The organism is Streptomyces sp. DH12, from assembly GCF_020873895.1.
In the GTDB taxonomy this organism is placed as follows: Bacteria; Actinomycetota; Actinomycetes; order Streptomycetales; family Streptomycetaceae; genus Streptomyces.
This window is the reverse complement of sequence record NZ_JAHWGT010000032.1, coordinates 70,125-82,479: the sequence shown is the minus strand read 5'-3', so window position 1 is coordinate 82,479 and position 12,355 is coordinate 70,125. Positions and strand designations below refer to the sequence as shown.

At 75.3% G+C, this 12,355-nt stretch carries 14 protein-coding genes; 4 read left to right on the top strand and 10 right to left on the bottom strand.

From position 1 onward, the window contains the following. Nucleotides 1-64: 64 nt before the first annotated feature. The 5 genes from LPA54_RS25620 to sigE form a co-directional block, all read right to left on the bottom strand. Complete coding sequence (locus tag LPA54_RS25620) at nucleotides 65-736, bottom strand: hypothetical protein (RefSeq protein WP_228981874.1); 672 nt, start codon at nucleotides 734-736, stop codon at nucleotides 65-67. Nucleotides 737-825: 89 nt separating this feature from the next. Continuing rightward, nucleotides 826-1,266, bottom strand: coding sequence for a sec-independent translocase (locus LPA54_RS25615; RefSeq protein ID WP_228981873.1), 441 nt, complete (start codon nucleotides 1,264-1,266; stop codon nucleotides 826-828). A 92-nt stretch (nucleotides 1,267-1,358) separates the two neighbouring features. After that, nucleotides 1,359-3,143: a trypsin-like peptidase domain-containing protein gene (locus tag LPA54_RS25610; protein ID WP_228981885.1), complete on the bottom strand. Its 1,785-nt coding sequence runs from the start codon at nucleotides 3,141-3,143 to the stop codon at nucleotides 1,359-1,361. 80 nt (nucleotides 3,144-3,223) lie between these two features. Continuing rightward, nucleotides 3,224-4,099 (bottom strand): anti-sigma factor, encoded by an 876-nt coding sequence (locus tag LPA54_RS25605; protein ID WP_228981872.1) that lies wholly within the window; start codon nucleotides 4,097-4,099, stop codon nucleotides 3,224-3,226. Beyond that, entirely contained in the window at nucleotides 4,096-4,884 is a 789-nt protein-coding gene (gene sigE, locus LPA54_RS25600) for an RNA polymerase sigma factor SigE (protein WP_228981871.1), read from the bottom strand. Before sigE ends, LPA54_RS25605 begins: the two co-directional genes overlap by 4 nt. Before the next feature lie 107 nt (nucleotides 4,885-4,991). Between sigE and LPA54_RS25595 the strand changes: the two genes are divergently transcribed. Continuing rightward, on the top strand, nucleotides 4,992-5,693 hold the full coding sequence (locus LPA54_RS25595) for an O-methyltransferase (RefSeq protein WP_308112898.1): 702 nt from the start codon (nucleotides 4,992-4,994) through the stop codon (nucleotides 5,691-5,693). A 169-nt stretch (nucleotides 5,694-5,862) separates the two neighbouring features. Here LPA54_RS25595 and LPA54_RS25590 read toward each other — a convergent pair whose 3' ends face one another. Beyond that, nucleotides 5,863-6,030, bottom strand: a complete 168-nt coding sequence (locus LPA54_RS25590) for a DUF3117 domain-containing protein (RefSeq protein WP_010474836.1) — start codon at nucleotides 6,028-6,030, stop codon at nucleotides 5,863-5,865. A 312-nt stretch (nucleotides 6,031-6,342) separates the two neighbouring features. Between LPA54_RS25590 and LPA54_RS25585 the strand changes: the two genes are divergently transcribed. Beyond that, nucleotides 6,343-7,125 carry an enoyl-CoA hydratase/isomerase family protein gene (locus LPA54_RS25585; RefSeq protein ID WP_228981870.1) on the top strand — a complete coding sequence of 261 codons (783 nt, stop codon included), beginning with the start codon at nucleotides 6,343-6,345 and terminating at the stop codon, nucleotides 7,123-7,125. On the opposite strand, the gene LPA54_RS25580 is transcribed toward LPA54_RS25585, so the two are convergent. Continuing rightward, a complete protein-coding gene (locus LPA54_RS25580; RefSeq protein WP_308112897.1) occupies nucleotides 7,122-7,805 on the bottom strand; it encodes a DNA-3-methyladenine glycosylase I in 684 nt (227 codons plus the stop codon). The genes LPA54_RS25585 and LPA54_RS25580 overlap by 4 nt on opposite strands. Beyond that, nucleotides 7,802-8,146 (bottom strand): DivIVA domain-containing protein, encoded by a 345-nt coding sequence (locus LPA54_RS25575; RefSeq protein WP_228981880.1) that lies wholly within the window; start codon nucleotides 8,144-8,146, stop codon nucleotides 7,802-7,804. Before LPA54_RS25575 ends, LPA54_RS25580 begins: the two co-directional genes overlap by 4 nt. A gap of 138 nt (nucleotides 8,147-8,284) precedes the next feature. On the opposite strand from LPA54_RS25575, the gene folP reads away from it, so the two are divergent. Further along, the gene (gene folP / locus LPA54_RS25570) at nucleotides 8,285-9,145 is read left to right on the top strand and encodes a dihydropteroate synthase (protein WP_228981869.1); all 861 of its coding nucleotides are present in this window, start codon (nucleotides 8,285-8,287) and stop codon (nucleotides 9,143-9,145) included. A 101-nt stretch (nucleotides 9,146-9,246) separates the two neighbouring features. On the opposite strand, the gene LPA54_RS25565 is transcribed toward folP, so the two are convergent. Together LPA54_RS25565 and dapE are read right to left on the bottom strand one after the other, a co-directional pair. Then, the gene (locus tag LPA54_RS25565) at nucleotides 9,247-9,996 is read right to left on the bottom strand and encodes a TIGR00730 family Rossman fold protein (protein ID WP_228981868.1); all 750 of its coding nucleotides are present in this window, start codon (nucleotides 9,994-9,996) and stop codon (nucleotides 9,247-9,249) included. A gap of 94 nt (nucleotides 9,997-10,090) precedes the next feature. Next, complete coding sequence (dapE, locus tag LPA54_RS25560) at nucleotides 10,091-11,194, bottom strand: succinyl-diaminopimelate desuccinylase (protein WP_228981867.1); 1,104 nt, start codon at nucleotides 11,192-11,194, stop codon at nucleotides 10,091-10,093. A gap of 39 nt (nucleotides 11,195-11,233) precedes the next feature. Here dapE and LPA54_RS25555 point away from each other — a divergent pair, with 39 nt between their 5' ends. Beyond that, nucleotides 11,234-12,253 (top strand): hypothetical protein, encoded by a 1,020-nt coding sequence (locus tag LPA54_RS25555; protein WP_228981866.1) that lies wholly within the window; start codon nucleotides 11,234-11,236, stop codon nucleotides 12,251-12,253. Nucleotides 12,254-12,355: the final 102 nt, after the last annotated feature.

Genomic DNA, 12,355 nt, shown 5'->3' with positions numbered 1-12,355 from the left:
CGTGTCGAGCGGCGCCCCTCCCCCGTGCCGCGTCCGGTGTACGGCGTGCCGCCGCGGCGCGGCGTCAGGCGTAGGCGGAGATGTCGGCGACGACGGAGAACCCGAGCCCGTAGGCGCTCATGCCGCGCCCGTACGCGCCGAGGTGGACGCCGCCGGCCGTCGAGCCCGCCAGGACCCAGCCGAACTCGGACTCCCGGTAGTGGAAGGGCCGCGGCACGCCGTCGACGGGCAGCGAGAGCGTCGTCCACGCGGGCCCGTCGAGGTCGTCGGCGAGCTCGAACGCCGTCTCCGTCTGCTGGTCGAGCCACTCGCTGCGCAGCGCGTGGTCGAGCTGGGCGGGCCAGGTGTACGCGAGGAGCCCGGAGCCGGCCAGCCAGGCCGCGGAGGACGCCGTGGTGGCGTCCAGGACGCCGGTGCCGTCACCGCTGCGCCGCACGGGGTGGGCGGCCACGGTGACCACCACCGCGAAGCGGCCCCGCTCGGGGCCGGCGACCTCGGGCCTCGTCGTCGGCTCGTCGCCGTGGCCCGTGGAACCGTGCTGGACGGTGCCGTCCGCCGCCGTGCCGACCTGCATCAGCCAGCGGGGGCCGGTGAACGCCTCGTCCAGCCCGTACCAGGGGAAGGGGGCCCGCAGGTACCCGTCCACCGTGCGACGGGCGGCCGGCACCCCCTCGGGCGTGGATGTGGTGCTGGGCGTCGGCTGTGCCTGCGTACCCACCCGGCTCGTCGTCTCCATCTGCCCGGCCGCCTCCTCGATCCGTTCGGACAGATGGAGAGGATATCCATCCGCCTGGGCCTGTTCCGGAAGGCCGGTACTCAGGTGACTCAGGTGGCGTCGGCGTCGAAGGGGGGCCGTTCGGCCGTGTCCGGCGTCTCGCGCTTCTTCAGCAGGTCGGACGTGGCGGCCCCGCCGACGGGGCCGACCGCGGGCGCCGCGGCGGAGCCCTTGACGGCGTCCGCGACCTCGTCGATCTCCTTGCGGAGGTCGAAGCTGCTGCGCAGCTCGCGGATCTCCCGGAGGTCGCCGTTCTCCGCGAGCTGCTTGCGGAGGAACGTCTTCGGGTTGAGGTCCTCGAACTCGAAGTCCTTGAACTCCGGGCCGAGTTCGCTGCGGATGTCCTGCTTGGCGTTCTCGGAGAAGTCCCGGATCCTGCGGATGAAACGGCTGACGTCCTGGATGACCTGGGGCAGCTTGTCGGGACCCCAGATGAGCACAGCGAGGATCACCAGCGCCACCACCTCGAGTGCGCCTATGTCACTGAACACCTTGTTGCTCCTCCTCGGGTCTCCGCTGCTCCAAGGTACCCGCTCGGCGGGTGGGGTGGGACTGCCCTCCGGGCGTTCAGCCGTTCAGCCGTTCAGTTGTCGGCCGATGAGCCGAGCGTGAGCGTTTTCTCCTGTTCCCGCCCGTCTCGTTCCAGGGTCAGGCGGAGTTCGTCGCCGGGGCGGTGGGCGCGGATCTTGACGATGAGCTCCTCGCCGCTGTGCACCCGCGCGCCGTCGACCTCGGTGATGACGTCGCCGGGCCGTACGCCCGCGGCGGCGGCGGGGCCGCCCGCGGTGACGGAGGCCGTGCCGTCCTGTGCCTTGTCGGCGACGCGGGCGCCGTCGCCGGTGAACTTCATGTCGAGGCTGACACCGATGACGGGGTGCGTGGCCTTGCCGGTGTTGATCAGCTCCTCGGCGACGCGCCGGCCCTGGTTGATCGGGATGGCGAAGCCGAGGCCGATCGAGCCGGACTGGCCACCCCCGAGGCCGGAGCCGCTGTCGGCGGCGCGGATGGCGCTGTTGACCCCGATGACGCGGGCCTGGGCGTCGAGCAGCGGCCCGCCGGAGTTGCCGGGGTTTATGGGGGCGTCGGTCTGGAGGGCGTCGACGTAGCTGACGTCGCTGCCGTCGCCCTTCTCGCCGCCCGCCGTGATGGGCCGCCCCTTGGCGCTGATGATGCCGGACGTGACCGTGTTCTGGAGGTCGAAGGGGGCGCCGATGGCCACGACGGGGTCGCCGACGCGGACGCCGTCGGAGTTGCCGAGCGGCAGCGGCGCGAGGTTCGACACTCCGGTGACGCGGACGACCGCGAGGTCGTAGCCGCTGTCCCCGCCGACGAGGGTGGCGCGGGCGGTCTCGCCGCCGCTGAAGGTGACGGTGATCCGGCCGGCGCCGTCGGCGGAGTCCACGACGTGGTGGTTGGTGAGGATGTGGCCGCGCCGGTCGAGGACGAAGCCCGTGCCGGTGCCCTGCTCGCCGCCGCCGCTGACGTGGAGGGTGACCACGCTCGGCAGGGCGCGGGCGGCGATCCCCGCGACGCTGCCCGGGGCGCGGTCGGCGGGGGCGGCGCCGGCCTGGGGCAGCTCGACGGTGGTGAGTCCGCCGTTGCGCTCGACGTACGCGCCGACGGCGCCGCCGATGACGCCGGTGAGCAGCGCGAAGATCAGCGCGCCCACGAGCGCGAGGCCGCGTCCCGGCCCTCGGCTCCCCGGGGGTCGGCTTCCGGCGGGAGGGACGGCCAGGGGCTGGGGCGGCCCGGCGGGGCTGCTCCACGGGTCGTACTGGGCCCACTGCGCGGCCGGCGGGGTGCCGTGGGCGGGCGTCGGGGCGTGGGCGGGCGCGGGGGGCGCGGCGGGCGCGGCGGGCAGGGGGCGCTGTACGGGCGGCGCGGGGGCCCATGGGCCGGGCTCGCCGTAGGGCGGCGTCCGGTACTCGTCCGGGGCGTGCAGGGGCCCGGACGGCGCGGGGGCGGGGTCGGCGGCGGGCCGGGCCGGGGCGGGGCCGTGCGTGTCGTGGGCGGCGCCGGGCTCGTCCCGCGGGGCGGCGGGGCCCTGCGTGTCGTGGGCAGCGCCGGGCTCGTCCCGCGGGGCGGCGGGGCCGGCCGTGTCGGCGGGCGCGGGCCCGGGTCCCGTGCCGGGGGACGCCTCGCCTCCGGGTGCCTTCTTCAGGGACACGCGTGTCGCGGCCGCCCGGGCACCGGGCGGCTCGCCCTCGGGCGCGGCGGGCCCCGGCACCGGGGAGGGGGCCGGTACCGGGGAGGGGGCCGGTACCGGGGAAGGGTCCGGCGCCGGGGAAGGGTCCGGTGCGGGCGCGGCGGGGGCGGTGGGGCGGCTCCACCACTTCGGTTTCGGCTGCGTCGGCGTCCCGTCGTCCATGCTCTCCCCGCTACTCACGAGTCAGCGCCCCTCGGGCGCCCCGGACCAAGGATTCAACCAGGTCCCCCGGGGCGCCCCCCTCACGGCACCGGCGGCGCCAGGCGTTTGGGGGCGGGCGAGTGGGCGGGGCCCGTCACGCCTATGGGGAACACGCCGTTCGTCGCGAACAGCGGGGTCGCCGTGTGGAGGAACGGCGGCGCCGCCGGATGCCGGGCGTGGATCTGCCCGCCCGGCAGCAGGGCCGTGCCGGGACGGTCCGCCGAGCGCCCGGCGCCCGCGCCGGCACCGGCGCGGCGGCGGTTGTTCTCGCCCGTCGCGGTCGGCTGGCCGGCGGAGGAGGAGCGCAGCGGCTTCACGCTGTTCCCGGAGCCCTCGCCGCGCGCGTCGACGGCGGTCACCGCCGGGACGGCGCCGCCGAGGGCGATCGCCGCGAACGACACCGCGCTGGCGGCGGCGAAGGCGAACCTCCGGCCGCGCCACGCGGGGCGCTCGGCCTCCGGCCGGCCGACCTCGTGGATGCGGAAGCCCGAACGGGCCGGGGCGGGGGCGTGGTCGTCGGCGGGGACGTACCCGAAGCCGCCCGGCCGCACCGCGTACAGCCCCGGACCGGAGGGGCCGGGCTCGTCGGCGGGCAGCGGCCGGCGCGGGTCGCCGCCGAAGCGGCCGCCTCGCAGCGGGCCGCCGTCGAGGGGGCCGCCGAACGGCGAGCCGCCGTCCGCGCCCCCGGGCAGGCCCTGGAGCCGGGCGAGCAGGCCCGCCGGCGGGGGCGGCGGCGCGGACTCGGCGAAGAGGCTCTTCACCCGGCGCTGCGCGTCGGCCTCGGCGCGGCACTTGGCGCAGGTCGCGAGGTGCGCGAGGACGCGCTCGCGGGCGTCGTGGCCCAGCTCCCCGTCGATCAGCGCGGCGAGACGGTCCCCCAGGTGGTGTTCCGCCGGGGTCGGACGTGTGCCACTCACGCGGCTCCGCCCTCCCCGCCCACGGCGACGAAAGCGCGCCGATCGGTGACGACGCGCTGCTCGGCCCGCGCTTCCGGGGACCGGTGCTTGAGGGCCTTGCGCAGGTGCGACCGGCCGCGGTGGATGCGGCTGCGGACGGTGCCGAGCTTCACGCCGAGCGTCGCGGCGATCTCCTCGTACGACAGGCCCTCGATGTCGCAGAGCACCACGGCGGCGCGGAACTCCGGCGCGAGCGTGTCCAGCGCCTGCTGGACGTCGGCGTCGAAGTGCGTGTCGTGGAAGACCTGCTGGGGGGAGGGTTCGCGGCTGGGCAGGCGCTCCGCCGCGTCGTCGCCGAGGGCGTCGAAGCGGATGCGCTGCTTTCGCCGCACCATGTCGAGGAAGAGGTTGGTGGTGATGCGGTGCAGCCAGCCCTCGAACGTGCCGGGGGTGTACGTCGACAGGGACCGGAAGACACGGACGAAGACCTCCTGGGTGAGGTCCTCGGCGTCGTGCTGGTTTCCGGTCAGGCGGTAGGCGAGGCGGTACACGCGGCCGCTGTGCGTGCTGACGATCTCCTCCCAGCTGGGCGGAGCCCACGCCTGCGATTCCGCATCCGGTGCGAAGGTCGCCGTCGTGGCTGCGGTCTCGGTGGCGGCGCGGGTGCTGTCAGCGGTGTCGGTCACGGATCTCGGCTCACCCGCCGACCTGAGAAGGCGCCGCAACCGCAGCACCCCTCCCCGATCCACAGGCGCAGCCGCACCTCCCCTGTCGGCTCTGGTGGTGTCCAGTGGAGCCCCTACCATAGCCACCTCGCCCGTTAGCTCCGGATAAGAATCTTTACGAACATTTGGGGCCGACTTCGGCCCTTGGTCCTGCCGGCCGTCCCCACCCCTTCCCAACGCCTGGTCCCATCTGCGGGTTCCCGACCACGAGCGGCTACAGTCACCGTTGCCAACTACGGGAACAGGAGAGGGTCATTACCGCCAACCGGCAGACGAGCTGGGCCTTCGCCGACGCCTTCGCCGCCGAGGACGAACCGCTGCGCTGGGCCCGCGACCGGGCCCGGGAGGCAGGGCTGCCGTCGGTGTCCCCCGGCACCGGAGCCGCGCTGCGGCTGCTCGCCGCCACGGCGGACGCCAAGGCCGTCGCCGAGATCGGCACGGGGACCGGCGTCTCGGGGATCTACCTGCTGCTCGGCATGCGGCCGGACGGGGTGCTGACCACCGTGGACCCGGAGCCGGAGCGCCAGCAGTTCGCGCGGCAGGCGTTCCGCGCGGCGGGCTTCGCCGGCAACCGGGCGCGGTTCATCCCGGGCCGGGCCCTGGACGTGCTGCCCCGGCTGGCGGACGGCGGGTACGACCTCGTCTTCTGCGACGGCGACCGCACCGAGTACCTGCTGTACCTCGCTGAATCGTTGCGGCTGCTGCGCCCCGGAGGGCTGGTCTGCTTCGAGGGCGTCTTCGCGGACGGCCGCACCGTCGACTCGGGCCTCCAGCCCGCCGAGGTGCTGTCGCTGCGGGAGCTGCTGCGCACGGTCCGGGAGAGCGAGGAGCTGCTGCCCTCGCTGCTGCCCGTCGGCGACGGCCTGCTCTGCGCCGTGCGCCGCGGCTGACCGCCCGGCCCCGGTCCCGTCCGGTGCACCGCCCCCCTCAAGCCCAGGCGCACCGCGCAGCGCGGCGGGACCCCCGCGCGCCCCGGCGGGCGGCCGGTGGACGCACGATCGCCCCGGCGCGGTGGCGTGCACCGGCCGGGGCGATCGGGAAGGACGTGGGGCGTGGGCCTCAGCTCGTGACCTTCTTCAGCTCCTCGCCGAGGGCCACGGCCTCATCCGGGGTCAGCTCGACGACAAGCCGACCGCCGCCTTCGAGCGGAACGCGCATGACGATGCCCCGCCCCTCCTTGGTCACCTCGAGCGGGCCGTCACCCGTCCGCGGCTTCATGGCCGCCATGCTCGTTCCCCTTCCTAGAACCAGCTCATCGATCAGCCGCGCGGACCCCATGGAAGGGCACGTACCGGCGTCGAACACATTGCTTCCAGGTCATTATCCCGCATGGTGACACCCGATGACCAACATCGGGCCGCATCGCTTGGGCAACGCGCTCGCGCAAAACCCCTCATATCGGGGATCCGCCTGCGATACTTCGCCCCCGACGGCCCTGGCCCGGAGTGCCACTGTTTGACGCAGGTCACATGTCGGAGCCCGATGATCTCCGCCATGCTGGGCGTGACAACGCCGTCCGAGCCGCAAAGGGGACCTGCCATGGCCGACACCGTGCTGTACGAGGTGAGCGACGGGCTCGCGACCGTCACCATCAACCGGCCGGACGCGATGAACGCGATGAACACCGAGGCGAAGGTCGCGCTGCGGGACGCGCTGGAGGCGGCGGGCGCGGACCCGGCCGTGCGGGCGGTGCTGCTGACCGCCACGGGGCGGGCGTTCTGCGTGGGGCAGGACCTCAAGGAGCACGTCGAGTCGCTGGCCGGGGGCGACGCCATGCGCACGGTCCGCGAGCACTACAACCCCATCGTGCGGGCCATCACCGGCATGCCCAAGCCCGTGGTGGCCGGGGTGAACGGTGTGGCGGCGGGCGCGGGCCTCGGCTTCGCGCTGGCAGCGGACCACCGGGTCGTCGCGGACACGGCGACCTTCAACACCTCGTTCGCCGGGGTGGCGCTCACCGCCGACTCGGGCATGTCGTGGACGCTGCCGCGGCTGGTCGGGCCGGGCCGCGCCGCCGACCTGATGCTCTTCCCGCGCACCCTCTCCGCGCAGGAGGCGTACGACCTGGGCCTGGTCAGCCGGCTGGTGCCGGCCGCCGAGCTGGCCGCGCAGGCGCTGGCGGCGGCCCGCGCGCTCGCCGAGGGGCCGACGGTCGCGTACGCGGCGATCAAGGCGTCCCTGGCGTACGGGGCCGGCCACACCCTCGCGGAGACCCTGGAGAAGGAGGACGAGCTGCAGACCCGGGCCGGCGCCTCCGAGGACCACCGGATCGCGGTGGACGCCTTCCTCGCCAAGCGCAGCCCGCGGTACGTGGGCCGCTAGCGGACCCCGTCGGGGCGCGTCTCCCCCGCCCGGACGGCCCGCGGAGGAGCGTCCCCCGGCTGGGCGGGAGCCGGCGGGCCGGCGGCGCGGGTGGTGGGGGTGGTGGGGGTACGGGCGGCGCAGTCGGCCAGGTGGTCGTCGACGAGGCCGCACGCCTGCATCAGGGCGTACGCCGTGGTCGGGCCGACGAACCGCAGCCCCCGCGCCTTCAGGGACTTGGCGAGCGCGGTCGACTCGGGCGTGACCGCCGGGACGTCCGCCAGGGTGCGCGGCACCGGCCGGGCGGCGGGGTCCGGAGCGTGGGACCAGACCAGCGCGTCCAGTTCCCCCGGGGCCCAGCCGGCGAGCACGCGCGCGTTGGCCAGGGTCGCGTCGACCTTGGCGCGGTTGCGGATGATCCCCTCGTCGGCGAGGAGCCGTTCCCGGTCGGCGTCCGTGAACGCGGCGACCGCCTCGACGGCGAAGCCGGCGAACGCCCGCCGGAACCCCTCCCGGCGGCGCAGGATGGTCAGCCAGGACAGGCCCGACTGGAACGCCTCCAGGCAGAGCCGCTCGAACAGCGCGTCGTCGCCGTGGACCGGGCGGCCCCACTCCTCGTCGTGGTACCGGAGGTAGTCGGGCGTCGACACACCCCACGGGCAGCGCGGCGCCCCGTCCGGTCCCGGTACGGTGCCGGTCACCGCTCCTCCTCCGCGCCCTCGCCGCGCGGCGAGGGCTCGTCGAGGAGGTCCGTCCGCCCGCCGGCGGTGGCCTGGGCGCCGGCGAGCGCGGACTCCAGCTCGGCGATCCGCGCGTCGCGCTCGGCGAGTTCGGCGGCCAGCCGGTCGAGGACCTCGTCGACGTCGAGCATGCGGTACCCGCGGGCCGCCATCGGCAGGCGCAGCGCCTCGATGTCCGCGCGGCTGACGGGCCGGGTCGCCGGGAGCGGGTCCACCAGGTGCTCGGGCGGCGCCTCGGGCAGCACCTCGTTCTCCGCGCCGCCGACCACCGCGAGGGTCACCGCGGCCACGACGACGACCATCGCTACAGCCAAGAACCAGAACACAGTGCGCCTCTCCCGGGGCCGGAAAACATGGAGCGTAGAACGTCCGGTGCCGATCGTGCCACGCGGTCGCTGCGGTTAGGGTCGCAGGGACGTCATGCGAGGAGGACTTACGGGATGCTGCGCCTGGGACGACGCGAATTCGACGCGCACGAGCCGGTGGTCATGGCCATCGTGAACCGGACCCCCGACTCGTTCTACGACCAGGGCGCCACCTTCCGCGACGAGCCGGCGCTCGCCCGGGTCGAGCAGGCGGTCGCCGAGGGCGCCGCGATCGTCGACGTCGGCGGGGTGAAGGCGGGCCCCGGCGAGGAGGTCGACGCCGAGGAGGAGGCGCGGCGCACGGTCGGCTTCGTGGCGGAGGTCCGGCGGCGCCACCCCGACGTGGTGATCAGCGTCGACACCTGGCGCCACGAGGTGGGCGAGGCGGTGTGCGAGGCGGGCGCGGACCTGCTGAACGACGCGTGGGGCGGCGTCGACCCCAAGCTCGCGGGGGTCGCCGCGCGGTACGGGGCGGGGCTGGTGTGCACCCACGCGGGCGGGGCGCAGCCGCGGACCCGACCGCACCGGGTCACCTACGACGACGTCATGGCGGACGTCCTGCGGGTGACGGTGGGGCTGGCCGAGCGCGCCGTGGCGCTGGGCGTCCCGCGCGAGTCGGTGCTGATCGACCCGGGGCACGACTTCGGCAAGAACACCCGGCACTCGCTGGAGGCCACGCGCCGGCTCGGCGAGATGGTCGCGACGGGGTGGCCGGTGCTGGTCTCGCTCTCCAACAAGGACTTCGTCGGGGAGACCCTGGACCGGCCGGTGAAGGAGCGGCTGATCGGCACGCTGGCGACGACGGCGGTCTCGGCGTGGCTCGGCGCACAGGTGTACCGGGTGCACGAGGTCGCCGAGACGCGGCAGGTGCTGGACATGGTGGCGTCCATCGCGGGGCACCGCGAGCCCGCCGTGGCCCGGCGCGGCCTGGCCTGACGGCCCCCGCGCACGGCGCCGGGCGGGCCCGACGGGCCCCGGCCCCGGCGTACCGGGCCGGGAGGCGCGCCGCGCGCGCCTCCCGGCCCTGCCCGGCCGTCTCAGCGGCCGGCCTCCTTGCTGACCAGGGCCACCGCCTCGTCCACGTCGTCGGTCAGGTGGAAGAGCAGCAGGTCGCGCTCGGCGGCCTTGCCCTGCGCGATGACCGTGTCGCGCAGCCAGTCCACCAGGCCCGACCAGTACGCGCTGCCGAAGAGGACGATCGGGAACCGGGTGACCTTCCGGGTCTGGACCAGGGTGAGCGCCTCGAAGAGCTCGTCGAGCGTGCCGAGGCCGCCGGGGAGGACGACGAAGCCCTGGGCGTACTTCACGAACATCGTCTTCCGCACGAAGAAGTAGCGGAAGTTCACGCCGATGTCGACGTGCGGGTTGAGGCCCTGTTCGAAGGGCAGCTCGATGCCCAGGCCGACCGAGATGCCGTTCGCCTCCCGGGCGCCCTTGTTGGCCGCTTCCATCGCGCCGGGGCCGCCGCCCGTGATGACCGCGAAGCCGGCCTCGACGAGCGCCTTGCCGAGCCGTTCGCCGGCCTCGTACTCCGGGGTGCCGGCCGGGGTGCGCGCCGAGCCGAAGACGCTGATGGCGCTGGGCAGTTCGGCCAGCGCGCCGAAGCCCTCGACGAACTCGGACTGGATCCGCATGACCCGCCAGGGGTCGGTGTGGACCCAGTCCGACTCGCCCGCCGTGTCCAGGAGCCGCTGATCGGCGGTCCCGGGCTGGACCTGGTCCCTGCGGCGGAGCACCGGCCCAAGCCGCTGCTCGGCACGCACACCCTCGGCCTCGGGGTTCCCCATGATCTGCTCCCTCCGCTGAACATCGCTTGCTGGGGTCAGCGTAGGGCGGGGAGGGTGACGAACGGCGAAATTACGGTGGTCGGGTTCGCGGTGGTCAGGCGGTGAGCCAGTCGTACAGCCGGCGCTCGCAGTGGGCGATCCGGTCGACCGCGACGTGCTCGTCCCGCTTGTGCGCGTAGATCGGGTCCCCGGGGCCGTAGTTGACCGCGGGCACGCCGAGTGCGCTGAAACGGGCCACGTCGGTCCAGCCGAACTTGGGCTTGGCGCTGCCGCCGACCGCCGCCATGAACGCCGCGGCCGCCGGGTGGGACAGGCCGGGGAGGGCGCCGCCGCTGTGGTCGTCGACGACGAACTCGGCGACGCCGCAGTCGGCGAAGACCTCCCGCACGTGCTCCTCGGCCTCGGCCGCGGTGCGGTCCGGCGCGTAGCGGAAGTTGACGACGACGGTGCACTCGTCGGGGATGACGTTGGTGGCGACGCCGCCGGAGATGCCGACGGCGTTGAGCCCCTCGTGGTACTCCAGCCCGTCGATGACCGGTCGGCGCGGCTCGTAGGCGGCGAGGCGGGCCAGGACGGGGGCGGCGGCGTGGACGGCGTTGGAGCCCATCCAGGAGCGGGCCGAGTGGGCGCGCTCGCCCGTCAGCCTCAGGTGGACGCGCAGGGTGCCCTGGCAGCCGCCCTCGACCTGGGCGTCGGACGGCTCCAGCAGGACGGCGAAGTCGCCCTCCAGCCACTCCGGGTGGGCCGCCGCCACGTGCCCGAGGCCGTTGAGGTGCGCGGCGACCTCCTCGTTGTCGTAGAAGACGAACGTCAGGTCGCGGTTGGGTGCCGGGACGGTCGCCGCGATGCGGAGCTGGACGGCCACGCCCGACTTCATGTCGGAGGTGCCGCAGCCCCACAGGACGCCGTCCGCGTCGAGCCGGGAGGGGACGTTGTCGGCGATCGGCACGGTGTCGATGTGGCCGGCGAGGACGACGCGTTCGGCCCGGCCGAGGAAGGTGCGGGCGACGACGTTGTTCCCGTACCGGTCGACGGTGAGGTGCGGGAGGGTCCGCAGCGCCTCCTCGATCGCGTCCGCGAGGGGTTTCTCCGTGCCGCTGACGGAGGGGAAGTCGACCAGGGCGGCGGTCAGCGCGGCGCCGTCCAGGGTGAGGTCCAGAGCGGGGTGCGAGGACGCCTCAGGCGTGGAGTCGGGCATGTGACCGACCCTATCCCGCTCCCTAGTACGGTTGGCTGCGTGTCCGATTCCGCCGCCCCTCCCCCGCCCGCCCGCCGCGGTGGCCGTCGTGCCCGGGTCGCGGCGTCGTTCGCCGTCCTGCTGGCCGTCGCGGGGTACGTGGCGCTGCGGGGCGGGACGGGCGGCGACGGCTCCCCGGGGTGCACGGTCGGCACCGGCAGCCACACGTACAGCCTGAGTCCGGAGCAGGCGGCGAACGCCGCGACGATCTCCGCCGTGGGCACCACCCGCGGCATGCCCGAGCGGGCGGTGACGATCGCCCTGGCGACCGCGCTCCAGGAGTCGGCGCTGCGCAACATCGACTACGGGGACCGCGATTCGCTGGGCCTGTTCCAGCAGCGGCCCTCGCAGGGGTGGGGCACGGCCGACCAGATCATGGACCCGGTGTACTCGGCGGGGATCTTCTACGACCGGCTCGCGGAGGTGCCGGGGTACTCCCGGCTCCCCCTGACGGTCGCCGCGCAGCGCGTCCAGCGCAGCGGCTTCCCCCAGGCGTACGCCAAGCACGAGCCGGACGCCTCGCTGCTGGCGGCGGCGCTGACCGGCCGCTCGCCGGCGTCGCTGAACTGCGCCCCGGCGCGGGGCCCGAGGACCGGTGACCCGGCGCGGGTGCGCGGCGAGCTGGTACGGGCCTTCGGCGCCGGCGTGCTCGGCGGGGCGTCCGGCGACAGCGCCGACGGCAAGGGCGGCGGCACCCCGGGGACGCCCGGCGCGGGCGCGGGCGGCGCGGGCGCGGGCGGCGCGGCGCCGAGCGGTGACGCGCACACCGTGGCGCTCCCCGTGCCGGCGGGCGCGGACGCCGTCGGACCGGAGGACAGCGCGGACGCGGCCGGCGGGGGTGCGCGGCGCGGCTGGGAGCTGGCGCAGTGGGCGGTGGCCCGGGCGGAGCAGCTGGGCGTCGCGGAGGTGGCGTACGCGGGCCGGGTGTGGAGCGCGCGGGACGCGGACCGGGGTTGGCGCGCGGCCCCGCCGGGTGAGCCCCCGCACAGGGGCGAGGTCCTCGTCCGGCTCGCGCGCTGAGCCCGGCCGGTGTGCTGAGCCCGGCCGGTGTGCTGAGCCCGGCCGGTCCGGTGAGCGCGGCTGGTCCGGTGAGCCCCGTGGTGCGGCGAGAGCCCGCGGCCG

Excerpts from the sequence above, each read along its gene's own strand:
- LPA54_RS25620 (WP_228981874.1), bottom strand. The coding sequence starts at position 736 with ATGGAGACGACGAGCCGGGTGGGTACGCAGGCACAGCCGACGCCCAGC.
- LPA54_RS25610 (WP_228981885.1), bottom strand. The coding sequence starts at position 3,143 with ATGGACGACGGGACGCCGACGCAGCCGAAACCGAAGTGGTGGAGCCGC.
- sigE (WP_228981871.1), bottom strand. The coding sequence starts at position 4,884 with ATGGTAGGGGCTCCACTGGACACCACCAGAGCCGACAGGGGAGGTGCG.
- LPA54_RS25590 (WP_010474836.1), bottom strand. The coding sequence starts at position 6,030 with ATGGCGGCCATGAAGCCGCGGACGGGTGACGGCCCGCTCGAGGTGACC.
- LPA54_RS25585 (WP_228981870.1), top strand. The coding sequence starts at position 6,343 with ATGGCCGACACCGTGCTGTACGAGGTGAGCGACGGGCTCGCGACCGTC.
- LPA54_RS25575 (WP_228981880.1), bottom strand. The coding sequence starts at position 8,146 with ATGGTCGTCGTCGTGGCCGCGGTGACCCTCGCGGTGGTCGGCGGCGCG.
- folP (WP_228981869.1), top strand. The coding sequence starts at position 8,285 with ATGCTGCGCCTGGGACGACGCGAATTCGACGCGCACGAGCCGGTGGTC.
- LPA54_RS25565 (WP_228981868.1), bottom strand. The coding sequence starts at position 9,996 with ATGGGGAACCCCGAGGCCGAGGGTGTGCGTGCCGAGCAGCGGCTTGGG.
- dapE (WP_228981867.1), bottom strand. The coding sequence starts at position 11,194 with ATGCCCGACTCCACGCCTGAGGCGTCCTCGCACCCCGCTCTGGACCTC.